Genomic DNA, 23439 nt, shown 5'->3' on the forward strand with positions numbered 1-23439 from the left:
TCAGCCCTCCTCGGTGAGCAGCGGGTAGACGCCGTTCTCGTCGTGTTCCTCCCGCCCGGTGACAGGCGGGTTGAAGACGCAGACGCAGCGGAAGTCGGTCTTCGGCCGCATGGTGTGGTGTTCATGGCCGTTCAGCAGATACATCGTGCCGGGGGTGATCCAGTGCTTCTCGCCGGTCTCGTCGTTGGTGAGTTCGGCCTCGCCCTCGACGCACAGGACGGCCTCGATGTGGTTCGCGTACCACATCGACGTCTCCGTGCCCGCGTACATCGTGGTCTCGTGGAGGGAGAAGCCCACCTTCTCCTGCGCGAGCACGATGCGCTTGCTCTCCCAGGTGCCGGATGCGGCCTTCACATGCCGGTCGGTGTTCTCGATGTCGCTGAACGATCGGACGATCACGGTGGGTCGGTACCTTTCTCTCTGCGGTGATGCTTCTCGTCAAACCCGCGCCGGGGCGGGTCCGGGATCAGACGGTGTCGCGGATCGCGCGGGCCAGCGTGCGCAGGCCCTCGTCCAGCTCGTCGGGGGTGATGATCAGCGGCGGCAGCAGCTTCACGACCTCGCTGCGCGGGCCGGAGGTCTCCACCAGCAGCCCCAGTTCGAAGGCGCGGGCGCAGATCGCGGCGGCGCGTGCCTCGTCCGTGAACTCCAGGCCCCAGACCAGGCCGCGGCCCCGGTACCGCGCGCCGAGAGCGGAGTGTTCGTCGCAGATCGGGAGCAGCGCCTGCTCGATCTGCTCACCCCGGACCAGGGTCTGCTTCTCCATCTGGCCGTCCGCCCAGTAGGCGTCCAGCGCGGCGGCGGCCGTGACGAACGCCGGGTTGTTGCCGCGGAAGGTGCCGTTGTGCTCGCCCGGCCCCCAGATGTCCAGCTCCGGGTTGAACAGGCAGAGGGACATGGGCAGTCCGTAGCCGCTGATGGACTTCGACAGGGTCACGATGTCGGGGACGATGCCGGCCTCCTCGAACGAGAAGAACGACCCGGTGCGTCCGCAGCCCATCTGGATGTCGTCGACGATCAGGAGCATGTCGCGGCGCCGGCACAGGTCGGCCAGGGCCCGCAGCCACTCGGGGCGCGCCACGTTGATGCCGCCCTCGCCCTGCACCGTCTCGACGATCACGGCGGCGGGCTTGTTGAGCCCGGAGCCCTGGTCCTCCAGGAGCCGTTCGAACCAGAGGAAGTCGGGCACCTTGCCGTCGAGGTAGTTGTCGAACGGCATCGGGGTGCCGTGCACGAGCGGGATGCCGGCGCCGGCCCGCTTGAAGGCGTTGCCGGTGACGGCGAGCGAGCCGAGCGACATGCCGTGGAAGGCGTTGGTGAAGGACACGATGGACTCGCGCCCCTTCACCTTGCGGGCCAGCTTCAGCGCCGCCTCGACCGCGTTGGTGCCCGTCGGCCCGGGGAACATCACCTTGTACGGGAGGTCGCGGGGGCGCAGCACGTTGTTCTGGAAGGACTCCAGGAAGGTCCGCTTGGCCGTGGTGGCCATGTCCAGGCCGTGGGTGATGCCGTCGCGCTCGATGTAGTCGATCAGCGCACGTTTCAGCACCGGGTTGTTGTGCCCGTAGTTGAGCGACCCCGCGCCGGCGAAGAAGTCGAGGTAGCTGTGGCCGTCCTCGTCGGTCAGCCGGGCGCCCTGCGCACGGTCGAACACGGCGGGCCAGCCGCGGCAGTAGCTCCGTACCTCCGACTCCAGGGTCTCGAAGACACTCAGCGCGGGCGGGGTGATGGTCACAGGGGATCTCCTGCTTGAGAGAGGGGGGTGGGTCGCCGGGAGGCTCAGGTGTGGAACGGGCCGATGCGGTACAGGACTTCGGGCAGGTGGTTCCCCTCGGGGAACAGCCCGCCGTCGAAGAGCACCTCGCGGTCCAGGGCCACGTCGTGGCGCTGTGCGTAGGAGGTGAACAGCCGGTCCGACGCGGTGTTGTCCGGGGTGACGGTCGTCTCGACCGAGGCCAGGCCCTGTTCGGCGGCGACCCGGGAGGTCAGTGCGTCCAGCAGCTTTCCGGCGAGCCCCGCCCCGCGGTGGGCGTGGTCGACGGCCACCTGCCAGACGACGAGCGTTCCGGGACGGTCCGGCCGGAGGTACCCCGTCACGAAGGCGACGGGTTCGCCGCTCTCGCCCCGGGCGACCACGGAGGTCGCGGCGAAGTCACGGCACCACAGCAGGTAGCTGTACGAGGAGTTGAGGTCCAGGACCTCGGAGTCGCGGGCGATGCGCCAGATCGCGGCCCCGTCCTCCACTCGTGGGGTGTCGATGGTGATGAATTCGTTTCGGGCACTTGCAAAATCTGCTGGTGCGGCGGTCATGCAAATTGAATTTACCCAGCAAATTTCCAAATTGCATCGACGCGAGGGGTTGGGTGGGATGGCCCTCTGTGTTATCACGCGGGCGCGTGCCCCGGCGCGAGCAGGGAGCGTTTTCTTCTGTTTTGGTGGCTATTTATCCGGCATAACGGTCGCCGTGTGGAGTAGGTCACATGGTTGTAACTCTCGTGCGACGCAACGGAATTGTGTGGTTCGGGCTTGCTCGGAGTCTCTGGAAACTCGGGTGTTTAGGGTCCGGGAAACCGGGCAGAAGAATGCGGGGAGCTGCTCTGAATAAAGCAGCTCCCCGCATTCTGGCCCCTGTGTTCGGGAAATATTTGATCCGTCCCGGATTTATTCGCTCGGCCAGGTTTCCGAAACGGCCTTGCGGGCAGCTTCGAAATCGACCTGCCGGCCCGAATCGGCCAGCGCCGCCCCCAGAGCCGCGAGCGAGGACAGCACCACGCCCCGCGTCGCATCCACACCGTAGTGATTGACCCGGATCATCTCCTTGGACAGCGCACCCCCGCCCGCGATCAGCGGCAGCGAGGGGTCGGCCGCGAGCGCCCGTGCGACCAGCTCGGAGGCGTCGACCCCCTCGGGGGCGCGCAGCGTCGTCGCGACCGGCGCCGCCTCCGCGGCCTCGTGCACGTACGGGGAGAGGCCGCCGCCGAGCGCCACCGCACCCGCGCGCGTCGCCGCGGCGGCCGCCGCGTGACGGGCCATCAGCGCGTCCAGGCCCTCGGTCTCGATGCGCTCCACACAGGCCTCCAGCGCCAGCATCTCCAGCTGGGCGGGGGCGTGCAGCAGGGCCTTGCGGCCGCCGTCGATCCAGCGCTCCTTCCAGTCCAGCAGCGAGAGGTAGGAGCGGCGCGGGGCCTCGGGGTTGGCGGCGATCCGCTCCCAGGCGCGCTCGCTCACCGACACCGCCGACACCCCGGCCGGGCCGCCCATCGCCTTCTGCGCACCGATCACGCAGAGGTCGACGCCCCACACGTCCGGCAGCAGCGGCTCGGCACCCACCGAGGCGACGGCGTCCAGCATGAACAGCGCCCCGTGCGAACGGACCACCTCGCCGATCTCGGCGACCGGATTGGTGTTGCCGGTCGCCGCCTCCGCGTGGACCAGGGAGACGAAGTCGATCTCCGGGTGCTCGGCCAGCGCCCGCGCGACCTGGTCGGCGGTGACGGCCGTGTGGAAGGGGACCGCGAGATCGACCACATTGGCGCCGCAGTCCCGCAGCCAGTTCCCGAAGGTCTGCCCGTACGGCCCGGTGACGACGTTCAGCGCGGTCGAGCCGGGCCGGGCGCCGCCCCGGATGCAGCCTTCGAGGGGGAGCAGCGCCTCGCCCTGCATGATGACGACGTCCTGCTCGGTGGCGAGGAGGCCGGCCACCCGCTTCTCGATGGCCGCGAAGTGCGCGGCGGTGAGCGGGGCGAGGTCGAGGAAGGGGTGCGTCACGGTGGTGCTCTCTTCGGGTCGGATCGGGTCGGTGCGCGGTGCCGCGTACGGTCGGTGCTTTTGTCGAAGCGTACCGAGGGCCCCGCGCGCCGCCTCGTACAGTGCTGCCATGAGTGATCACAGGGCATCACAGGTGCTGCACGTGAAGGGACGGGTGCTCGTCGGCCCCGACGACGTCCGGGACGAGCTCTGGGCGGTCGACGGGCGGATCTCGTACGGCCGGCCGGCCGGTGCGGACGGGGCGGTGACGGTCACCGGCTGGGTGCTGCCCGGTCTGGTGGACGCCCACTGCCACGTCGGGCTCGACCACCACGGCGCCGTGGACGCGGCGACCAGCGAGAAGCAGGCCCTCTCCGACCGGGAGGCGGGGGCGCTGCTGCTGCGGGACGCGGGGTCACCGGCCGACACCCGGTGGATCGACGACCGCGAGGACCTGCCGAAGATCATCAGGGCCGGCCGGCACATCGCCAGGCCCCGCAGGTACACCCGGAACTACGCCCATGAGATCGAGCCCGGCGAACTGGTCGCGTACGTCGCCCAGGAGGCGCGCCGCGGCGACGGCTGGGTGAAGCTGGTCGGCGACTGGATCGACCGCGAGGTGGGCGATTTGACGGCCCTCTGGCCGCGCGAGGCCGTCGAGGCGGCCATCGCCGAGGCGCACCGGCTCGGCGCCCGCGTCACCGCGCACTGCTTCGCCGAGGACTCGCTGCGCGATCTCGTGGAGGCCGGGATCGACTGCATCGAGCATGCCACCGGGCTCACCGAGGACACCATTCCGCTGTTCGCCGAGCGCGGTGTGGCGATCGTCCCCACCCTGGTCAACATCGCCACCTTCCCCTCGCTCGCGGCGGGCGGCGAGGCCAAGTTCCCCCGCTGGTCCGCCCATATGCGGCGGCTGCACGAGCGGCGCTACGACACGGTGCGCGCGGCGTACGACGCCGGGGTCCCGGTTTTCGTCGGCACCGACGCGGGCGGTGTGCTGGCCCACGGGCTGGTGGCGGACGAGGTCGCCGAGCTGGTGAAGGCGGGCATCCCGGCCCTGGACGCGCTGTCCGCGACGACCTGGGGCGCGCGCCGGTGGCTGGGGCGGCCGGTGCTGGAGGAGGGCGCCCCGGCGGACCTGGTCGTGTACGACGAGGACCCGCGGGCGGACGTACGGGTGCTCGCGGCGCCGCGGCGGGTGGTGCTGAACGGGCGGGTGATCGGCTGAGTCCGCCGGCCCCGCGACGGGGTGCGCCGTGTTGACAGGCGGTTACCGAATCCCGGCCCTGTCGTTGAAACATCTTCGCGCGCACCCCGGCGCAGTCGGCTCCGGTGCGGTCCGCGCTCAGCGGATCGGGTGACCCGGAGGAACGAACGTACCGAGATATTCGAATACAAGCACGGAAACCCCCCTTTGGGGTGAACTCACGTCAGGTGTCTGCCAGTTCACCCTCCGTGCGTAAAGATTTCGGGGTCGAGGCCACCGGAGCTCTCGATGTCCCCCATTGGACGGCACCGGTGGCTCCATGTCTCTTGTGGGGGTTCCACCAACTTGAACAGCAACACCTTCCGCCTGGCCGCCCTGGCAGTCGCAGCCGCTCCCGTCGCCCTGCTGGTCGCCGCCCCGGCGCAGGCCGCCCCCGCGGCCACCACGACCACCGGTGGCGGGAAGGCGAGCGCGGTCGTGCTCCGTGCCGCACTCGATGTCTCGCTCCTGAACAAGACGGTCGACGTGCCGCTCAAGGCCACGCTCAACGAGGTGCAGGCACCCGCCGGCGCCAAGGAGACCGCGCTCAGCGTGCGGCTCGACGGCGTGGAGGGCGGCAGGCCGGTCAGCGTGCTCGCCGCCGATGTGGCCACCGCGAACGCGACCGCCGACAAGCACCGGGCGGAGGGCTACAGCAATGTGGCCAAGGCCCGGGTGCATGTGCCCGGACTGCCGCTGCTCTCGCTGATCGAGGTGGAGAAGGTCACGTCCAGGGCGGTCTGCGAGGTGGGCAGGAAGCCGGTCGCCGAGTCGAACGTGCTGGGACACGTGTCGGTCCTCGGCAAGCGCATCGACCTCACCGCGGGCGGCACCACACGGGTCGCGGTCCCGGCCGTCGGCGAGGTGACCCTGGACCTCTCGAAGACGCACACCACCTCGCGCACCGCCGCGGCGACCGCGTTGCAGCTGAAGGTCTCCGTCAACCCGCTCAAGCTGAACGTCGCCGATGTGCAGGGCGAGATCACGCTCGCCGAGGCGACCTGCGAGACGCCGAAGGCGACCGGACCGGGTGGCGGCGACAACGGTGGTACGAGCAACGGCGGTTCGAGCAACGGCGGTTCGAGCAACGGTGGTTCGAGTACCGGCGGGTCCAGTGATGGTGGGTCGGGCAACGGCGGTTCGACCGACGGCGGTTCGACCGACGGCGGTTCGACCGGCGGCGGTTCGACCGGCGGCGGGTCGAACGGCGGTGGTTCGGGCAGCGGTGGTTCGAGCGGCGGCGGGTCCAGTGACGGCGGCAACAGCGGAAGCGGTGGCACCAGCGGCGGCGGCGTGAAGCCCCAGACCGGCACCGGCAACGAACCGGCCGCCGGATCGAACCTCGCGGAGACGGGCAGCAGCTCCACCACTCCGTACCTCGCGGGCGGCGCGGCCGTACTGCTGGCGGCGGGCGCCGGGGCGGTGGTCGTGGCCAGGCGGCGCGCCCGGAGCTGACCTGCCCGCAGGGCGCCCGAGCGGGGCAGCCGGTGCCGGTTTCTCACCGGCTGCCCCGTCAGCGCACCGTCGTGCCCAGCGTCTGCAGCGCCTGGTCGAACGCCTGGAGGAAACGGTTCGTCGTGGCGCGGTCGCGCACGGCCAGCCGCAGCCACTCGGGACCGAGACCGGGAAACGTGTCCCCTCGCCGCGCTGCGAACCCCAGCAGCCGCAACCGCTCCCGCACCTCGGCGGCCCGCTCCAGCCGCACCAGGACGAACGGCGCCTCGGCCGGCTCCGCCACCCGCACCTCGGTGAACTCCCTGAGCCCCGCCACCAGATGGGCCCGGTCCACCGCGATCCGCTCCGCGGCGGCGGCCGCCTCGGCCAGGGCCCGCGGCTCCATGCACGCCTCGGCGGCGGTCAGCGCCGGGGCCGACACCGGCCACAGCGGCTGGGTCTCCTCCAGCGCGCGGACGATCCCGGGCTCGGCCAGCACGTAACCGATCCGCAGCCCCGCGAGCCCCCAGGTCTTGGTGAGGCTCCGCAGTACGACCAGCCCCGGGACGTCCGTACGCCCGCACAGGGTCTCGCGCTCGCCCGGCACCGCGTCCATGAACGCCTCGTCGACCACCAGCGTCCGGCCGGGACGGGCCAGTTGCTCCACCATCGCCGCCGGATGCAGCACCGACGTGGGGTTGGTCGGATTGCCGACCACCACCAGATCCGCGTCCTCGGGCACCGCCGACGGGTCCAGCCGGAAGCCGTCCTCGGCCCGCAGCAGCACCCGCCCCACATCGTGCCCGGCCGCGCGCAGCGCCGCCTCCGGCTCGGTGAACTGCGGATGGACCACGACCGGACGGCAGACCGGCAGCGCCCGCGCGATCAGCACGAACGCCTCGGCCGCACCCGCCGTCAGCAGCACCCGCTCCTCCGGCAGCCCGTGCCGGTCCGCGACCGCCGCCCGAGCGGCCCGGCCGTCCGGGTAGGCGGCGAGCGAGCCCAGCGACCCGGCTATCCGTTCCCTCAGCCAGACCGGGGGAGTACCGGCCCGTACGTTGACGGCGAGATCGGTCAGATCCCGGTCCCGTCCCCGTACTTCCGCGTCACCGTGGTGCCGCAGATCGTGCGCGCCCGCGCCTGTCGCGTCGGGACTTTCGGTGGGAGTGTGCATGACCGCCGTGGGGGTGATGGTGGTGATGGCCGTCGTCGTGGGGACGGGGGCCGGCTGCCGCGGCCGTCCCGGTTCATCCTCTGAGTACGGCAGAACGACTATGCGCCCGGCACCGGGCTTCACGCAACGGCCGGGACCGGGAGGTACGTCCGGTGCCGGGAGGGCGTCGACCGCCGGGACGGGCGGACCGCGGCGCACCACCGCACAGGTCGCCATCGCCGCCCGCCCCCGCGGGGCCGACTTCCGCTTGGGCACCAGGAGCTCACCTCCCGCCGCGAGCGCGGCGGCCTCCGCGACCGACGGCGCCCCGACGGCGGCGAGCGGTGCGCCGGACGGGCCGGGCACCTCGATCCGGGCCAACTCCCCGGCGGGGTACGTCCGCAGCGGTACGCCGAGCGCCGCGGCCGCCGCGACGATGCCCGGCTCGTCCGCCTTGGCGTCCACGGTCACCAACTCCGCGATGCCCGTCGGCGAGAGCCCGGCCTCGCGCAGGGTGTCCCGGATCAGCCCGAGGATCTCGTCGACCGGTGCGCCCCTGGACGCGCCGACCCCGACGGCGAGCGTCGCGCCGGGCGCGGTGGCCGAGGCGGCCGCGTCGGGGGATGCGGACATGGAGCGGATTCCCTTCACAAGGAGAGCGGTTCAAAAGGAACGCACGGATCTCAAGGAGTGCGCGGTTCACAAGGAATGCATGGGGTGCGAGGAGTGCGCGTGGTTCACAAGGAGTGTGCGGGTCGCCAGGAACGCGCGGGTCGTAAGGAACGCGCGGGTCGTAAGGAATGCGCGGGCGCGGGCGTGCTGAGATGCGCGCACCGGGGGCGATCGGCTAGCAAGAGCGCATGGCGGTGTTCGTCGCGCTCGGCGCGTTCCTGATGACCCTGGCAGGCGGCTGGGTCGCCCAGCGCGTCACCGACCGCCGTCACCTGGTGCTCGGCTTCGCCGGCGGGCTGATGCTCGGGGTGGTCGGCCTGGACCTGCTGCCGGAGGCGATCGAGTCCGCGGGCGAACCCGTCTTCGGCGTCCCGGCCGCACTGCTGCTGTTCGTCGGCGGCTTCCTCCTCGCCCACCTCGTGGAGCGGCTGCTCGCGGTACGCCAGGCGGCACACGGCGCGGGCGAGGAACGGGTGCCGCAGGTCGGGCTCACGGCAGCGGCGGCGATGGTCGGCCACAGCCTGATGGACGGCGTCGCACTCGGCGCCGCCTTCCAGGTGGGCGCCGGCATGGGAGCCGCCGTCGCGCTCGCCGTCATCACGCACGACTTTGCCGACGGCTTCAACACGTACACGATCACCAGCCTGTACGGGAACGCCCGCCGCAAGGCCATGGTCATGCTGTTCGCGGACGCGCTGGCACCGATCGTGGGCGCCGCGACGACGCTCCTGTTCACCCTTCCGGCGGAACTTCTCGGCTGCTATCTCGGCTTCTTCGGCGGCGCGCTGCTCTACCTCGCCGCCGCCGAGATCCTCCCCGAGGCACACCACCGGCACCCGGCCCGCTCCACGCTGCTGTGCACCGTGGCCGGGGTGGGCTTCATCTGGCTCGTGGTGGGCATCGCGGACTGAGCGCCGCACGCGCTTCACCCCCGGCACCGCTCGACGAACCGGCGCGCCATGCCGGGCGCCGCGGCCCAGTGCGTGTGCAGATAGCTCGCGTGCACGCCCCGCTGCACGTACCCCTCGACCCGCCGCTCCGGCTGGTGCATGCCCCACGCCGGATCGGCCCCGGCACCCGGCTCCAGCACGGTGCGGTGGAACTCGTGACCGCGCACCCGGGTGCCGGGGACCGCCAGCACGCTGTCGGAGACCGCCACGGCCTCCCGGTAGCCGAGCGTCAGCCGCTTCGACATCCGGGCCTCGGCATCGAGCACCCCGCACATCGGCAGCCCGTCGAGCGACCGCGCCAGGTACAGCAGCCCGGCACACTCGGCGGACACCGGAGCCCCGGACTCCGCCAGCCCGGCGACGGCCCCGCGCAGCGCCGCGTTGGCGGACAGCTCACCCGCGTACACCTCCGGGAAGCCCCCGCCTATGACCAGCCCCCGGGTGCCCTCGGGCAGCTTCTCGTCCCGCAACGGATCGAACGGCACGACCTCGGCCCCGGCGGCGGTGAGCAGCTCGGTGTGCTCGGCGTACGAGAAGGTGAACGCGGCGCCGGAGGCCACCGCGACGACCGGGCGCCCGGCGGGGGCGGACAGCTCCACGGGCCCGCCGCAGCCGCCGATCTCCCCCGCCGCGTCCCACACCTCGCCCGGCAGCGCGGGCGCGGACCCGGCCAGCGCCATCAGCGCCTCCAGATCGCACCCCGCCACCACCTGCTCCCGCATCGCCGCGACCGCGCCCACCGCGTCGCCGCGCCGCTCGGCCACCGGCACCAGACCCAGATGGCGCGACGGCACGGCCACCTGCTCGGCCCGGTGCAGCACCCCGAGCACCGGCAGACCGGACTCCTCCAGCGCGTCCCGCAGCAGCGCCTCGTGCCGCTGGGAGCCGACCTTGTTCAGGATCACCCCGCCGAGCCGCACCTGCGGATCCCACGAGGCGAAGCCGTGCACCAGCGCGGCCACGGAACGCGACTGCGACGACGCGTCGACGACCAGCACCACGGGAGCCCGCAACAGCTTCGCCACCTGGGCGGTCGACGCCAGTTCGCCCTGCCCCGACGCACCGTCGTACAGCCCCATCACGCCCTCGACCACCGCCAGGTCGCACCCCCGCGCCCCGTGCGCGAACAGCGGGGCGACCCGGTCGGGGCCGCACATGTACGCGTCGAGGTTGCGTCCGGGCCGGCCCGTGGCCAGCGTGTGGTAGCCGGGATCGATGTAGTCGGGCCCGACCTTGTGCGGGGAAACGGCGAGGCCCCGACCCGCGAAGGCCGCCATCAGCCCCGTGGCGACGGTGGTCTTGCCGCTGCCCGACGAGGGCGCGGCGATCACCAGACGAGGAATGTTCACTGCCGGTGCCTCACCATTCGATGCCCCGCTGGCCCTTCTGACCGGCGTCCATCGGGTGCTTGACCTTCGACATCTCGGTCACCAGATCGGCGGCGTCCAGCAGCTTCTGCGGCGCGTTGCGCCCGGTGATGACCACGTGCTGCGTACCGGGGCGCTCGCGCAGCACCTCGACCACCTCGTCGGTGTCGATCCACCCCCAGTGCATCGGGTACGCGAACTCGTCGAGGACGTACAGCCGGTACGTCTCGGCGGCCAGGTCGCGCTTGACCTGCTCCCAGCCCTCGCGCGCCGCCTCCTCGTTGTCCATCTGGCCGTCGCGCTGCACCCACGACCAGCCCTCGCCCATCTTGTTCCAGACGACGGACCCGCCCTCGCCGCTGGCCCCGAGGACCTTCAGCGCGTTCTCCTCGCCGACCTTCCACTTCGCCGACTTGACGAACTGGAAGACGCCGATCGGCCACCCCTGATTCCAGGCGCGCAGCGCGAGCCCGAAGGCCGCCGTCGACTTCCCCTTGCCGATGCCGGTGTGCACCATCAGCAGCGGACGATTGCGGCGCTGACGGGTCGTGAGCCCGTCGTCGGGCACGGCGGTCGGCTGTCCCTGCGGCATTACGCGGCCCTCCTGTTGGTTTCCTGAACGTTCTTGACGAGCCCGGCGATCGCCTCGGCCCGCAATTCGTCGAGCGTGACGGCGCTGCCCCCGAGATCGCGCGCGAGGCTTCCCGCGAGGCCGAGCCGTACCGGCCCCGACTCGCAGTCCACGACGACGGACGCGACGCCCTCCGCCTCGTGCAGCCGCGCCGCCCGGGAGGCCAGTGCCACCGGATCGGGCCCCCCGGTCGCCCGCCCGTCGGTCACCACGACCAGCAGCGGCCGCCGCGACGGATCGCGCAACCGCTCCACCCGCAGCACCTCATGGGCCTTGAGCAGCCCGGCCGCGAGCGGGGTGCGCCCACCGGTCGGCAGCAGCTCCAGCCGCGCCGCCGCGGCGTCCACCGACGACGTCGGGGGCAGCGCCACCTCGGCGTCCCTGCCCCGGAAGGTGATCAGCCCGACCTTGTCCCGCCGCTGGTACGCGTCCAGCAGCAGCGAGAGGACCGCACCCTTCACCGCGGCCATCCGCTGCCGGGCGGCCATCGACCCGGAGGCGTCCACCACGAAGAGCACGAGGTTCCCCTCGCGCCCCTCCCGGACCGCCTGCCGCAGATCGTCCCGCCGGACCACAAGACCGCGCCCGGACCGGCCCCGCGTCCGCTGGTGCGGGGCGGCGGCCTGCACGGTCGCCGCCAGGTGCAGCTTGGTCAGGGCACCCTGAGGACGCCGCGCGCCGGTCGTACGCCCGTGCTCGGTACGGGCCCGGGAGCGCCGCCCCGCAGCGCCCTCTCCCAGCCCGGGAACGCTCAGCATCTTCGTGCGGAACGGCTCGGTGGCGCCCACCGGCTGCCGCTCACCGCCCCCGGAGGACTGCCCCTGCCCTTGTTCCCGGCCCTGTTCCGGTACGGACGGAGCGGGCGTGTCGCCGGACTCGCCCCCGGGGTCCGGCGGCGTGTCGGGGCCGTCGCCCCTCGGGGGGCGGCCGCCGCCACCCGGGCCGTCCGGGTCCGGGTCGTCGTCCTCGCCGCCGTTCTGCTCCAGGGTGTCGTCGAGCTTGTCCTCGTCGAGGCCCGGCGCGTCGAACGGATTGCGCCGGCGCCGGTGGGGGAGGGCGAGCAGGGCGGCCTGCCGCACGTCCTCGGCGAGCACATCCGTACGCTCCGCCCAGGCGGCCAGCGCGGTGGCCGTCCGCGCCATCACGATGTCCGCGCGCATCCCGTCGACCTCGAAGGCCGCACAGGTGGCCGCGATCTGGCGCAACGCCGCGTCGCCGAGCCGTACTTCGGGCAGCAGGGCACGCGCGGCGACGATCCTCGCCCGCAACGCGTCCTCCTCGTCGGCCCACTTGGCGGCGAACGCCGCCGGGTCGTCGTCGTACGCGAGCCGCCGCCGCACGACCTCGACCCGCTGATCGGTCTCCCGGGACGCGGCGACCTCCACGGTCAGCCCGAACCGGTCGAGCAACTGCGGCCGCAGCTCGCCCTCCTCGGGGTTCATCGTCCCCACGAGCAGGAAACGCGCCGCATGCCGTACGGAGACGCCTTCGCGCTCCACGTACGAGGCACCCATCGCCGCCGCGTCCAGCAGCAGGTCCACGAGGTGGTCGTGGAGCAGGTTGACCTCGTCGACGTAGAGGATCCCGCGGTGCGCGTCGGCGAGCAGGCCCGGCTCGAACGCCTTCACGCCCTCCGCGAGCGCCCGCTCGATGTCGAGCGCCCCGACGAGCCGGTCCTCGGACGCGCCGACCGGCAGCTCCACCATCCGGGCGTCCCGCGACACACCGGTCCCGGCCTCGTGGGGGCCGTCCGGACACGCCGGGTCGGGCGACGCGGGGTCGCAGGAGAAACGGCAGCCGGAGACGACGTCCACCTCGGGCAGCAGCGCCGAGAGCGCGCGCACGGCGGTGCTCTTGGCGGTGCCCTTCTCCCCGCGCACGAGGACGCCGCCGATGTTCGGTGCGACGGAGTTGAGGAGCAGGGCGAGTTGCAGGTCCTGCTGCCCGACGACGGCGGTGAACGGGAAATGCGTGCTCACGGGGCGATCCCTCCTGCGGGTGAGTGGGCATGAAGTAGGCGGTCTCGGGACGCGCTGTTCACCGGCGGCCTCCCGGGGCCGCGGGGGCGGCGGGGGCTCCCGGAGCGATGAAGGGAAGACCCGACGGTGCGCCCGACTCGATGAGCCGCAGCAGCGCGTCGGTGTCCGCGTGCTCCTCGACGAGATCGCCGAGGCGGTCCAGCTGCTCCTCGCGCAGCGCCGCGAAACAGGTGTCCGGAGCGGGGACGAAACGCCGGCCGGCGCCACGGGCGACCTCGGCCAGGAAGCGGCGGCGGAACTCGTCGCTCTCCAGCGAGCCGTGCCAGTGGGTGCCCCACACGGCGCCGACCCGGCAGCCGTCCAGGAACGGCTCCCCGCCCCGCACGTCCGCCACGCCGTGGTGGATCTCGTACCCCTCGACCGGCGCGCCGAGCGCCTCGCCGACGGGCCGGGCCAGGGTCTTCTCGCGTTCGAAGCGGATGCGTACGGGGAGCAGGCCGAGGCCCGCCACCTGTCCGGCCCGCGACTCGACCTCGTCCTCGATGTGCTCGCCGAGGATCTGGAAGCCGCCGCAGATGCCGAGGACCGGCCGGCCCTCGGCCGCGCGCCGCACCAGCGCGTCGGCGAGGCCGCGCTCGCGCAGCCAGGCCAGCGCCTTCACGGTGCCGCGGGTGCCGGGCACCACGACCAGGTCCGCGTCGGACAGCTCCTCGGCGCGGTCCACGAACCTGACGACGACGCCGGGCTCGGCGGCCAGCGCGTCCACATCGGTGAAGTTCGACATCAGCGGCACCGCGCACACCGCGACGCGCAGCACGTCCTCGCCGTGCGGCGGCGCGACGACCGACTCGCGCACGGCGCCGCGCAGCGAGACCCGCAGCCCGTCCTCCTCGTCGATGCCGAGGCCGTGGGCGAAGGGCAGCACACCGTACGTCGGCCGGCCGGTGAGGTCCCGCAGCATCTCCAGGCCCGGCTCCAGCAGCGACACGTCGCCGCGGAACTTGTTGACGAGATAGCCGGCGATCAGTGACTGGTCCTCGGCGGCGAGCAGCGCCGTCGTACCGAAGAACGAGGCAAAGACCCCACCGCGGTCGATGTCGCCGACGACCACCACCGGGAAGCGGGCCGCCCGCGCGATGCCCATGTTCACGATGTCCGTGCGCCGCAGATTGATCTCGGCCGGACTGCCCGCCCCCTCGCAGATCACCGCGTCGTACGTGCCCCGGAGCTGCTCCAGGCAGTCCACGACCGTGGAGAGCAGCGCCTCCTGCCTGCCCCCGTGGTAGCCGCGGGCGCTCATCTCGCCGACCGGCTTCCCCATCAGGACGACCTGGCTGGAGCGGTCGCTGCCGGGCTTGAGCAGGACCGGGTTCATCAGCGCGCTCGGCTCGACGCGGGCGGCCTGGGCCTGCATGGCCTGGGCGCGCCCTATCTCGGCGCCCTCCCGGGTGACGAACGAGTTGAGCGACATGTTCTGCGCCTTGAAGGGCGCCACCTTCACGCCCCGGCGCACGAGCCAGCGGCAGATCCCTGCCGTGACGACGCTCTTGCCCGCGTCGGAGGTGGTTCCGGCGACCAGCAGCCCGCCGCTCATGCGTTGCTCCGTCCTGTGATGCGAGGTCCCGCAAGGTTGGTCGCGGTGCTCCGGCGCCCCGCGATCCGCCGTGCGGCGAGGGCCGTGCCGAGCCGTCCCGCCACGCACACGCCGAGCGCCAGCGCACTCACCCGGCGCGAGAGCCGCACCGCACGCTCGATGTCCGCGGTCTCCACCGCCCGGCCCGTCTCCCCGTTGAGCACGGGGCGGTGCTCGACCCGGCCGCCGTACGCGAGGGTTCCGCCGAGCCGTACGCCGAGCGCACCCGCGAACGAGGCCTCCACCGGGCCCGCGTTGGGGCTCGGGTGCTTCGCGGCATCGGCCCGCCAGGCGCGGACCGCGCCACGCGGGCGCCCCCCGGCGGCCACGGCGAGCAGGGCCGTGAGCCGGGCGCCCGGCCAGCCCGCGAGGTCGTCGAGGCGGGCCGAGGCCCAGCCGTAGCGCAGATGCCGGGGCGAGCGGTGCCCGACCATGGCGTCGAGGGTGTTCACGGCCCGGAAACCGGCCAGCCCGGGGACCCCGGCCAGCGCACCCCACACCAGGGCGCCGACCACGGCGTCCGAGGTGTTCTCCGCCACGGACTCCACCACGGCACGGGCGATCTGCGGTCCGTCCAGGGAGTGCGGGTCGCGCCCGCACAGATGCGGCAGCCGCTCCCGGGCCAGCTCGATGTCACCGGCGGCCAGGGCGGAGCCGATGGCCCGCGCCTCGCGGCCCAGGGACGTACCGCCGACGACGGACCAGGTGGCGGCGGCGGTCAGTGCCACGGAGGCGGCGGGGCCGCGGCGCACGGCACGGGTGAGCAGCGCGGCACCGCCCGCGGCGCCTCCGGCGCAGACGAGGGTGTGCAGCGCGCCCCAGCCGCGGTGATCGCGCCACAGACGGCGCTCGACGCCCGCCGAGGCCCGCCCGAAGGCGGCGACCGGGTGTCCCCTGCGGGGGTCACCGAGCAGCAGGTCGCCGATCAGGCCGGCCGTGGCGCCGTACGCGAAGATGCGGTCGGCTCGCACGGCTCAGCCGGCCGTCGCGCCTCGGCGGACCTTTGTACAAAAGGCTCTCGTGGAGAGCACCGGGACAGCGGACGCACGGCAGCCGGGCATGGCGATATGTCCTCACTCAGGGTCCGCGCCCTGGTTCGACGTGACCGGCGACGAGAGTCTCCTGGCTCCCGGATCCGCGGTTCCCCCGGCCTTCCAGCCCGCTCGCGCGAGCCGTGACTTCCGGTGTGGGGGACCGCTCCCCGGTGACAGTGGCGGGACCGCGCCGGATTCGCACCGGCTTCCTCTGCTGTCGCCGTAATTGGCTCCGGCAGTCCACCACGCTCTGCGAACGCCCGTCAACCTGCCGTTGACCTGCGACGGCGCAGTGTGCTGAGACGCACATCGGGCCGGACACACGTGGTGTCCGGCCCGACGGGAGAGCGTGCGCGGGAGCGGCTCAGGCGACGATCAGATAGATCCCGTACGCGACGGCCGCCGCGCACAGCCCGAAGCAGACGTACGCGCCGGCGCGGGCCAGCAGCAGCGAGCCGCCGGAGCCGCCCTGCGCCGCCGGTTCCGGCTGCTTGGAGAGGCCGACGATGCCCAGGGTGAAGAGGCCCACCAGCGCGACGGTGACAACGAGGGAGACGCCGAATACGGAGCCGAGGGCTGCCCAGTCGATGTTCATGCTGATTCCTTAGACGGCCGGCTCAGACGGTGGCGGGTCGCGCCGGGTCCTGGGTGGTTCCGGCCGGGGCCGGAATGGTGGTCATGAGGTTCAGGTCCGGCGTCTGGGCCGCGGCCGCGGTGGGCGGCGGGCTGACGGCGGCGATGGCCTGGGTGACGACGCCCGCGGGCTCGGCGACGCCGTCCGACGGGGCGACGTCGCCGTGGCCGACCGGCTTGCGGCGCGACACCAGCCAGATGGCACCGGAGCCCGCGACCAGCAGCGCCGCGACGACCACGACACCCCAGGTGCCCTGCTTGGTGAGGAGCTCCGCGCCCGCGCCGACCAGACCGGCGGCCGGCAGGGTCAGACCCCAGGCGACGAACATCCGGGTGGCGGTGGACCAGCGGACCACACCGCCCTGCCGGCCGAGGCCCGCGCCCATCACGGCGCCGGAGCAGGACTGGGTGGTGGAGAGCGAGAAGCCGAGGTGCGAGGAGGCCAGGATGACCGTGGCCGCACTGGTCTGGGCGGCGAAGCCCTGCGGCGGCTTGAGGTCGGTGAGGCCGCTGCCCATGGTGCGGATGATGCGCCAGCCGCCCAGGTAGGTGCCGAGCGCGATGGCGGTACCGGCGCTGACGATGACCCAGACCGGCGGGTTGGCGCCCGGGTGCAGGACGCCGCCGGTGACCAGGGCCAGGGTGATGATGCCCATGGTCTTCTGCGCGTCGTTGGTGCCGTGGGCGAGCGAGACCAGTCCGGCCGAGGCGATCTGGCCGGCCCGGTAACCCTTGGCGGTGGCCTTCTCCTGGGCGTCGTTGCGGACCTTGCCGCCGATCCGGTACGTCAGCCTGGTGGCCAGCAGCGCGGCCAGACCGGCGACGACCGGGGCGGCGACCGCGGGGAGCAGCACCTTGGTGACGACGGTGCCGCCGTTGACGGACGACCAGCCGGCCGACATCACTGCCGCGCCGATCAGGCCGCCGAACAGGGCGTGCGAGGAGCTGGACGGCAGTCCGACCAGCCAGGTCAGCAGGTTCCACAGAATGGCGCCGACGAGTGCCGCGAAGATGACTTCTGTCCGCAGCCCGTCCTCGTTGATGATCCCGCCGGAGATCGTCTTGGCGACCTCCACCGACAGGAACGCGCCGACGAGATTGAGAACGGCGGACATGGCCACCGCTGTCTTCGGTCTGAGTGCACCGGTCGAGATGGTGGTCGCCATCGCGTTCGCGGTGTCATGGAAACCGTTCGTGAAATCGAACACTAGAGCTGTCACGATCACAATCGCGAGTAGCAGCGTGATGTGTTCCATTTACCCAGGCAATCGTTCGACGTCATTGGCATGTGGACCGTAGGCAACCTGGGTGAACGGAAGATGAACTGGGCAGGTCGCTGTGGTGTTCCAAACTGGAGTCAAGGTATTCCGCTTATTGCCGGCGGGGGAGTGGTCGGGCCTTCCGACGAGGAGTGACGGGGGCTTTCGGAGGGGCGCGATGGCGGCTTGCGGCGGGGCGCCGCTGTGGCCGATCGCATACCCGTTCGCCCTCGGGGCTGACAGGATCGGCGCATGAGCGATCAGCAGCGGGACGCGATCGGACAGGCCTGGGACGGCGTCGTCGCCACCGCCCGGCGGACGGCGGCCGAGGGCCTGGTCGTCGGGACCTCGGGAAACGTGTCGGCACGGGTCGGCGACACCATCCTGGTCACGCCGAGCGGAGTGCCGTACGACCGGCTGGGCCCCGAGGACGCCGTCGGCGTCGATCCGGACGGCAACCGCGTACTCGGCGAACTCGCCCCGACCAGCGAACTCCCCCTCCACCTCGCCGTCTACCGGAACACTGACGCGGCCGCCGTCGTGCACACCCACGCGGTGCACGCCACCGCCGTCTCCACACTGGTTCCCGAGGTCCCCCCGGTCCACTACGCCGCCGCCATGCTGGGCGGCCCCGTCCGCGTCGCCCCCTACGCGCGCTACGGCACCGAGGAACTGGCCGTGAACATGCTCGCCGCCCTGCGCGACCGCACCGGCTGCCTGCTCAAGAACCACGGAACCGTCACCTACGGAGCCACCCTGGACCAGGCGTACGACCGGACCGCCCAGCTGGAATGGCTCTGCCGGCTCTGGCTCGCCGCGAGCTCCGTCCCCGGACGAGGCCCGAGCCTGCTCTCCCCGGAGCAGCTGCACGATGTGCAGGAGGCGCTGAAGGGGTACGGACAGCCGGGCTGACCCGGCCGGTCCGGTCCACCGGACGGCGTAGGAGCCGCCCCGCCCGCTGGCAGGGTCCCGCACCCGCCACGACACTGAAGCGGTGCGCCCGGCAACAGTTACGGCAGCAGCCGTCACCACGATCCTCGGCGTCGGTGCGGCAGCGGTCGCGGCCGGCCGGTACGCCAGCGACGCCGCCCTCAGGGCGCCGTCCGGACGGCCCCTCCCCGCCGACCGCAGACTCACCGTGCACGCCACGGCGGCCGGGCAGGTCACCCTGACCCGCTCCTTCACCTCCCTGCGGCCCGGCACGTACGGACTGACGGGCAAGGGTGTCCACGCCGTGGTCGGCCCGGTGATCGAGCACGCCCACCACGCCCCCGACACCGTCGTCCGCAGACTGGAACGCGTCGACCGCGGCAGCCTGGAGACCGGCGCCAAGGTCCGGGTCACCCCGCAACTGCACAGCGGCGACCCGTCCTCGGCCCTCGGCCTGGACCACCGGGACGTCGAGATCCCCGGCGAACTCGGCACCCTGCCCGCCTGGTTCCTGCCCGGCCCCCGCGACACCTGGGTCATCACGGTGCACGGCATCGGCACCACCCGGGAACACCCCATGAACGTCATGGGGTTCCTGCACGGCCTGCGGCTGCCCGTGCTCGACCTGGCCTACCGCGGCGACGCCGGAGCCCCGAGGTCCCCCGACGGCCTCGCTCATCTCGGCGAATCCGAATGGCGCGACCTGGACGCCGCGATCCGCTTCGCCGTGCGGTACGGAGCCGAGAAGGTCGTCCTGCACGGCTGGTCCACCGGCGCCTCCATGGCGCTGCTCGCGGCCGTCAACTCCGCGCTGCGCGACCGGATCTGCGGCCTCGTCCTGGACTCCCCGGTGCTGGACTGGGCCACCACACTGCGCGCCCTGGCCCTCGCCCGCGGCGTCCCGGCCGCCCTGCTGCCGCTCGCCGTCCGCGCGGCCGAGGGACAGACCGGACTGCACGGTGCCCGGCTGCTCGACGGCTCCCTCGCCCCGGCACTGCGCGCCCCGACCCTGATCTTCCACGGACCCGACGACCGGCTCGCCCCCTGGCAGCCCTCCCGCGACCTCGCCGCCCGCCGCCCGGAGCTGATCGCGCTGCACGCCGTACCGCAGGCTCCGCATGCGGCAATGTGGAATGCCGATCCGGCCCACTACGAAGAGGCCCTGCGCCGCTTCCTCACGCCCCTGATGTGAGGTGATGCGAGGGTTCGGCCGATTGGTGCAGGGCCCCGTCCACCAGCCCCTCCACCGGGAATTCGGGTTCCGTTTGGGCTTTCGGGCCGTCAGGGGCAAGACTGCTCCCGTGACGTCCCGTAACCCGCGCGACTCCAGGCTGCGACTTGTCCGCCCGCGACCCCTTGCGACCGCTCGCAAGGCCGTGACCACCCGGCGCACCAGGCCGGCACCCCGCCCACCGGAGGGCACTCCGCCCCGGTCGGAACTGGCCCGACAGGCCAGGACGGCCCTCGCCGATGCCGTACGGATCGCCCGCTGGGCGGCCGACGGCGCGATCCCCGGCGCACCACCGCTCGCCGCCCAGGCACTCCAACGGGCCGCGACCGCTCTGGAATTGTCCCCGGCCCAGGTGCGCTCCGGCTGGGACCGGGCCAGGCTCGCAGGCCTCGTCGAACTCCACGGCGACACCGCACGCCCCGGCTGGCGGCTGCGCGCCTGGGACCGCGACGACTCCGCCGTGCTCCGCGGCTGGGTGGCGCTCTTCGACGCCTGGTCGCTCGTCCACCCGGCACCCGCGGACATCGAGTCCACCGCGGTGGCCGAGGCCGTCGAGGCCGTGCCGCAGGTCCTCTCCCTCCTCCAGCTCTCGGCCGGCCCGGTCACCGTGCCCGCCCTGCTGGACCTGCTCGGCCAGCGCGTCGCGGAACTGCGCGAGGAGCGCTGCGAGGTGCCCTACGGACCCCAGCCGCTGCCCGCACCGGCCGACACCGCACCCGCCGCACACCCCGCCGCCCTGGTGGCGCTCCTGCTGGACTGGGCCCTGGAGGGCCTGGCCGCCGTCGGGGCGCTGACCCTCGGCACCGGCCACGCCACCCTCACCCCGCTCGGCAACTGGGCGGTCTGGGTCAAGCTGGAACAGATCTGCGTCGCGGCCCAGAGCCCGGCCGGGAACATCGAGCAGTCCGCCGCCGACATGCTGCTGGGCTGCGCCCGGCTCACCCCCGGCCCGGCCCGCGACGAATACCGGGCCTGGCTGGCCGCCCGCCCCGTCGGCAGCGCCGTCGCCGAACTCCTCGCCGTCGCCCGCGGCGAGGACGCGCTCCTGCGCGGGCTCGCCTTCGAGGCGCTGCGGGTCGTCGGCGCCCCGGCCGAGCCCGAGGTGCGCTCCGTCGTCGCCGACCCGTCGCTGCGCCCCTACGCGCTGCTCTGGCTGGCCGAGTACGACGGAACCGACCCCGAGGACGCCCAGGACGTCCTCAGCCGGGAGGAGGCCACCTGGCTCTGGGTCGACACCGCGGCGGCCGTCGCCGACCACGGCGAGACCGGGCTGCTGGTCCGCCATCTCGACTCGGCCGTCCAGGGCACGGTGCCGGCCCTGCTGGACGAGGTCCGGGCCGTCGGCCATCCGCGCACCGTGCAGGTGCTGGTGGCCCTGGCCGCCGCACACCCGGACCCGGCGCTGGCCAAGGCGGTGCGCCGGGCCGCGTTCCAGGTGCACACCGGCGGAGTCTGAGACCCCGCGCCGGACAGGCCCTGCCCCGGGCCCGTCCGGCCGTCAGTCCGCCGACCCCGGTGCGTACGTGCCGAAGCTCCACACATTGCCCTCGGCGTCCCGCGCCATGTAGTCGCGCGAGCCGTAGTCCTGATCGGTGGGCGGCATCAGGATCTCCACCCCGTACTCCACCGCCCTGGCGTGGTGCGCGTCGACCTCGTCGACCACGACGTAGACACCGGCGGGGCCCGCGCCCTGCATCGCCTTGGCGAAGACGCCCTCACGGCCCTTGGAGCCCAGCATCACCCTGCCGTTGCCGCAGGACAGCTCGGCATGGAGCACCTGGCCGCCCTCGCCCTCGTACACCGCTTCCTCGGTGAAGCCGAGGCCCTCCGTCAAGGTCCTGATCGCGCTCTTCGCGTCGTCGTACAGAATCGTCGGATAGATCGTCGGAACGCCGGCCGGTGCGCCTGCCATGACGCTCACCTCTTTTCGTACTCCCGTGACCCGGTTCTGTGATCTGCGTCTCAGTCTTCCATCCGCCACTGACAACGGCCCGGCACGGCATCCGTACGGGCACGGCCCCGGGGCTCAGCGGAAGGTGTTGCAGTCGGCCATGTCGCCGCTGCGGAAGCCGGTGGTGAACCACTGCTGGCGCTGCGCGGCCGAGCCGTGCGTCCAGGACTCCGGCGTGACGCGGCCCTGGAACTTCTCCTGGATCCGGTCGTCGCCGACCGCGGCCGCCGCGTCCAGCCCGTCCCGGATGTCCGCCTGCGTCAGCGAGGTGATCAGCGGCCGCCCGGTCGACTCGTCCGGCGTGGTCGTCGCGTGATGCGCCCAGACCCCGGCGTAGCAGTCCGCCTGGAGCTCCACCCGGACCGCGTTGCTGTTCTCGCCGGTCCGGCCGTCCTGCGACCGTTCCAGCGTCCCCATCAGGTCCTGCACATGGTGTCCGTACTCATGGGCGACGACATAGGCCTGGGCGAACGGGCCGCCGCTGGAGCCGAACTTCGTCCGCAGCTCGTCGAAGAACCCCAGGTCCAGGTAGACCTGCCGGTCACCCGGGCAGTAGAACGGCCCGACCGCCGAGGTCGCGGAGCCGCACGCGGTGCCGATCCGGTCGCTGAACAGGACGGTGCGCGACGGCGTGTACGTGGCCCGGCGCCGCTGGAACTCCTGCCGCCAGAAGTCCTGCACGCTGTTGACCACGGCCACGGTCCGGCAGTCGTCCCTGGTGTTCGCGTCCTGCCCGGTCCGGCAGGACTGCTGCACCTGTGCCGCCGTCGACGCGGTCGGCGTCGTGTCCGGACCGCCGTCCGACAGGCCGAGCTGCTCCGGGCCGACACCGAAGAGCAGCCCCAGGATCAGCGCGATGAGGCCGGCGATGCCGCCGCCGACGGTGGCCCTGCCGCCCGGGATCCGGCTGCCGCGCACGTCCTGGACCTCGGACGTGTCCAGGTCGGCGTCGTCGTCGAACTGCATGGGGCACCACCCTCCGCTCCGGCCGCGGTGCTCCCACCGCCTCCGCACCTCCGCCGAGTATCGGATAGTTCACACCGCTATGCCCTTTTACGTTGCGCGGTGGAGTGGGGAGGCGACGCGGGGTGACCGTCCGGCCGGTGCCGTGGATGCATGCGGAAAAGCAGTTGCACACCGCCAGTAGAATGGCCCGTATGGCAATTCTCCTTGTGCATTAGCGGCGTCGAGACACCTCCGCCCTCGTCCCGTCAGCCGTCCGACCCGCCCTGGAGTTTTACCGTGATCACCGCTTCCGGCATCGAGCTGCGTGCCGGCGCCCGCATCCTCATCGAGTCCGCCTCCTTCCGTATCGCCAAGGGCGACCGCATCGGCCTCGTCGGCCGCAACGGAGCGGGCAAGACCACGCTCACCAAGTGCCTCGCCGGTGAGGGCAACCCCGTCGGCGGCACCATCGCCCGCTCCGGCGAGGTGGGCTACCTCCCGCAGGACCCCCGCACCGGCGACCTCGACGTGCTGGCCCGCGACCGTATCCTCTCCGCCCGCGGCCTCGACGAGATCCTGCGCAGGATGCGGGAGAACGAGGAGCGGATGGCGACCGGCAAGGGCGCCACCCGCGAGAAGGC

At 72.8% G+C, this 23439-nt stretch carries 21 protein-coding genes and 1 riboswitch; of the genes, 7 read left to right on the top strand and 14 right to left on the bottom strand.

The features are described 5' to 3' along the window. The 4 genes from ACFYY7_RS04835 to ACFYY7_RS04850 all read right to left on the bottom strand — a co-directional run bounded on the left by ACFYY7_RS04835 (position 1) and on the right by ACFYY7_RS04850 (position 3768). A complete protein-coding gene (locus tag ACFYY7_RS04835; protein ID WP_093539722.1) occupies positions 1-399 on the bottom strand; it encodes an ectoine synthase in 399 nt (132 codons plus the stop codon). Positions 400-466: 67 nt separating this feature from the next. After that, positions 467-1735, bottom strand: a complete 1269-nt coding sequence (ectB, locus tag ACFYY7_RS04840; protein ID WP_376415388.1) for a diaminobutyrate--2-oxoglutarate transaminase — start codon at positions 1733-1735, stop codon at positions 467-469. Positions 1736-1779: 44 nt separating this feature from the next. Continuing rightward, positions 1780-2244 (bottom strand): diaminobutyrate acetyltransferase, encoded by a 465-nt coding sequence (gene ectA, locus ACFYY7_RS04845; protein WP_388657130.1) that lies wholly within the window; start codon positions 2242-2244, stop codon positions 1780-1782. A 417-nt stretch (positions 2245-2661) separates the two neighbouring features. Further along, the gene (locus ACFYY7_RS04850) at positions 2662-3768 is read right to left on the bottom strand and encodes a pyridoxal-phosphate-dependent aminotransferase family protein (RefSeq protein WP_388657001.1); all 1107 of its coding nucleotides are present in this window, start codon (positions 3766-3768) and stop codon (positions 2662-2664) included. 133 nt (positions 3769-3901) lie between these two features. Between ACFYY7_RS04850 and ACFYY7_RS04855 the strand changes: the two genes are divergently transcribed. Next, the gene (locus ACFYY7_RS04855; RefSeq protein ID WP_356080714.1) at positions 3902-4978 is read left to right on the top strand and encodes an amidohydrolase family protein; all 1077 of its coding nucleotides are present in this window, start codon (positions 3902-3904) and stop codon (positions 4976-4978) included. Between the two features lie 324 nt (positions 4979-5302). After that, a complete protein-coding gene (locus ACFYY7_RS04860; protein ID WP_388657003.1) occupies positions 5303-6451 on the top strand; it encodes an SCO1860 family LAETG-anchored protein in 1149 nt (382 codons plus the stop codon). Positions 6452-6509: 58 nt separating this feature from the next. Here ACFYY7_RS04860 and cobC read toward each other — a convergent pair whose 3' ends face one another. Beyond that, the gene (gene cobC / locus ACFYY7_RS04865; protein WP_388657006.1) at positions 6510-8216 is read right to left on the bottom strand and encodes an Rv2231c family pyridoxal phosphate-dependent protein CobC; all 1707 of its coding nucleotides are present in this window, start codon (positions 8214-8216) and stop codon (positions 6510-6512) included. A 227-nt stretch (positions 8217-8443) separates the two neighbouring features. On the opposite strand from cobC, the gene ACFYY7_RS04870 reads away from it, so the two are divergent. Continuing rightward, positions 8444-9166, top strand: a complete 723-nt coding sequence (locus ACFYY7_RS04870; RefSeq protein ID WP_388657009.1) for a ZIP family metal transporter — start codon at positions 8444-8446, stop codon at positions 9164-9166. Positions 9167-9180: 14 nt separating this feature from the next. Here the strand turns inward: ACFYY7_RS04870 and ACFYY7_RS04875 are convergent, their stop codons facing one another. The 7 genes from ACFYY7_RS04875 to ACFYY7_RS04905 all read right to left on the bottom strand — a co-directional run bounded on the left by ACFYY7_RS04875 (position 9181) and on the right by ACFYY7_RS04905 (position 17738). Further along, entirely contained in the window at positions 9181-10554 is a 1374-nt protein-coding gene (locus tag ACFYY7_RS04875) for a cobyrinate a,c-diamide synthase (protein ID WP_388657012.1), read from the bottom strand. Between the two features lie 10 nt (positions 10555-10564). Then, positions 10565-11164, bottom strand: a complete 600-nt coding sequence (gene cobO, locus ACFYY7_RS04880) for a cob(I)yrinic acid a,c-diamide adenosyltransferase (protein WP_388657015.1) — start codon at positions 11162-11164, stop codon at positions 10565-10567. Continuing rightward, positions 11164-13182, bottom strand: a complete 2019-nt coding sequence (locus ACFYY7_RS04885; protein ID WP_388657018.1) for a putative cobaltochelatase — start codon at positions 13180-13182, stop codon at positions 11164-11166. Before ACFYY7_RS04885 ends, cobO begins: the two co-directional genes overlap by 1 nt. Positions 13183-13240: 58 nt before the next feature. After that, positions 13241-14776: a cobyric acid synthase gene (locus ACFYY7_RS04890; RefSeq protein ID WP_388657021.1), complete on the bottom strand. Its 1536-nt coding sequence runs from the start codon at positions 14774-14776 to the stop codon at positions 13241-13243. Beyond that, positions 14773-15786, bottom strand: a complete 1014-nt coding sequence (locus ACFYY7_RS04895) for a cobalamin biosynthesis protein (RefSeq protein WP_388657023.1) — start codon at positions 15784-15786, stop codon at positions 14773-14775. Before ACFYY7_RS04895 ends, ACFYY7_RS04890 begins: the two co-directional genes overlap by 4 nt. Before the next feature lie 144 nt (positions 15787-15930). Continuing rightward, a riboswitch (cobalamin riboswitch) is annotated at positions 15931-16062 on the bottom strand. Between the two features lie 151 nt (positions 16063-16213). Further along, complete coding sequence (locus ACFYY7_RS04900) at positions 16214-16444, bottom strand: hypothetical protein (protein ID WP_124718378.1); 231 nt, start codon at positions 16442-16444, stop codon at positions 16214-16216. 22 nt (positions 16445-16466) lie between these two features. Continuing rightward, positions 16467-17738, bottom strand: coding sequence for an anion permease (locus tag ACFYY7_RS04905; protein WP_388657026.1), 1272 nt, complete (start codon positions 17736-17738; stop codon positions 16467-16469). A gap of 255 nt (positions 17739-17993) precedes the next feature. Between ACFYY7_RS04905 and ACFYY7_RS04910 the strand changes: the two genes are divergently transcribed. The 3 genes from ACFYY7_RS04910 (at position 17994) to ACFYY7_RS04920 (ending at position 21358) form a co-directional block, all read left to right on the top strand. Continuing rightward, positions 17994-18653: a class II aldolase/adducin family protein gene (locus tag ACFYY7_RS04910; RefSeq protein WP_388657029.1), complete on the top strand. Its 660-nt coding sequence runs from the start codon at positions 17994-17996 to the stop codon at positions 18651-18653. Between the two features lie 82 nt (positions 18654-18735). Further along, positions 18736-19863 carry an alpha/beta hydrolase gene (locus ACFYY7_RS04915; protein ID WP_388657032.1) on the top strand — a complete coding sequence of 376 codons (1128 nt, stop codon included), beginning with the start codon at positions 18736-18738 and terminating at the stop codon, positions 19861-19863. Between the two features lie 184 nt (positions 19864-20047). Then, positions 20048-21358 (top strand): hypothetical protein, encoded by a 1311-nt coding sequence (locus tag ACFYY7_RS04920; RefSeq protein WP_388657134.1) that lies wholly within the window; start codon positions 20048-20050, stop codon positions 21356-21358. Positions 21359-21400: 42 nt separating this feature from the next. On the opposite strand, the gene ACFYY7_RS04925 is transcribed toward ACFYY7_RS04920, so the two are convergent. Further along, positions 21401-21814 carry a VOC family protein gene (locus ACFYY7_RS04925; protein WP_376415380.1) on the bottom strand — a complete coding sequence of 138 codons (414 nt, stop codon included), beginning with the start codon at positions 21812-21814 and terminating at the stop codon, positions 21401-21403. 114 nt (positions 21815-21928) lie between these two features. After that, positions 21929-22819 (bottom strand): neutral zinc metallopeptidase, encoded by an 891-nt coding sequence (locus ACFYY7_RS04930; RefSeq protein ID WP_388657036.1) that lies wholly within the window; start codon positions 22817-22819, stop codon positions 21929-21931. A 276-nt stretch (positions 22820-23095) separates the two neighbouring features. Here ACFYY7_RS04930 and ACFYY7_RS04935 point away from each other — a divergent pair. Then, on the top strand, positions 23096-23439 hold a 344-nt coding region (locus tag ACFYY7_RS04935), incomplete at its 3' end, for an ATP-binding cassette domain-containing protein (RefSeq protein WP_388657039.1).

This window comes from Streptomyces sp. NPDC001933, from assembly GCF_042890955.1.
Classification (GTDB): Bacteria; Actinomycetota; Actinomycetes; order Streptomycetales; family Streptomycetaceae; genus Streptomyces.

Bases quoted from the DNA above. Each gene is read 5' to 3' on its own strand.
- cobO (WP_388657015.1), bottom strand. From the start codon at position 11,164: ATGCCGCAGGGACAGCCGACCGCCGTGCCCGACGACGGGCTCACGACC.
- cobC (WP_388657006.1), bottom strand. From the start codon at position 8,216: ATGTCCGCATCCCCCGACGCGGCCGCCTCGGCCACCGCGCCCGGCGCG.
- ACFYY7_RS04910 (WP_388657029.1), top strand. From the start codon at position 17,994: ATGAGCGATCAGCAGCGGGACGCGATCGGACAGGCCTGGGACGGCGTC.
- ACFYY7_RS04900 (WP_124718378.1), bottom strand. From the start codon at position 16,444: ATGAACATCGACTGGGCAGCCCTCGGCTCCGTATTCGGCGTCTCCCTC.
- ACFYY7_RS04890 (WP_388657021.1), bottom strand. From the start codon at position 14,776: ATGAGCGGCGGGCTGCTGGTCGCCGGAACCACCTCCGACGCGGGCAAG.
- ACFYY7_RS04930 (WP_388657036.1), bottom strand. From the start codon at position 22,819: ATGCAGTTCGACGACGACGCCGACCTGGACACGTCCGAGGTCCAGGAC.
- ACFYY7_RS04905 (WP_388657026.1), bottom strand. From the start codon at position 17,738: ATGGAACACATCACGCTGCTACTCGCGATTGTGATCGTGACAGCTCTA.
- ACFYY7_RS04925 (WP_376415380.1), bottom strand. From the start codon at position 21,814: ATGGCAGGCGCACCGGCCGGCGTTCCGACGATCTATCCGACGATTCTG.
- ACFYY7_RS04870 (WP_388657009.1), top strand. From the start codon at position 8,444: ATGGCGGTGTTCGTCGCGCTCGGCGCGTTCCTGATGACCCTGGCAGGC.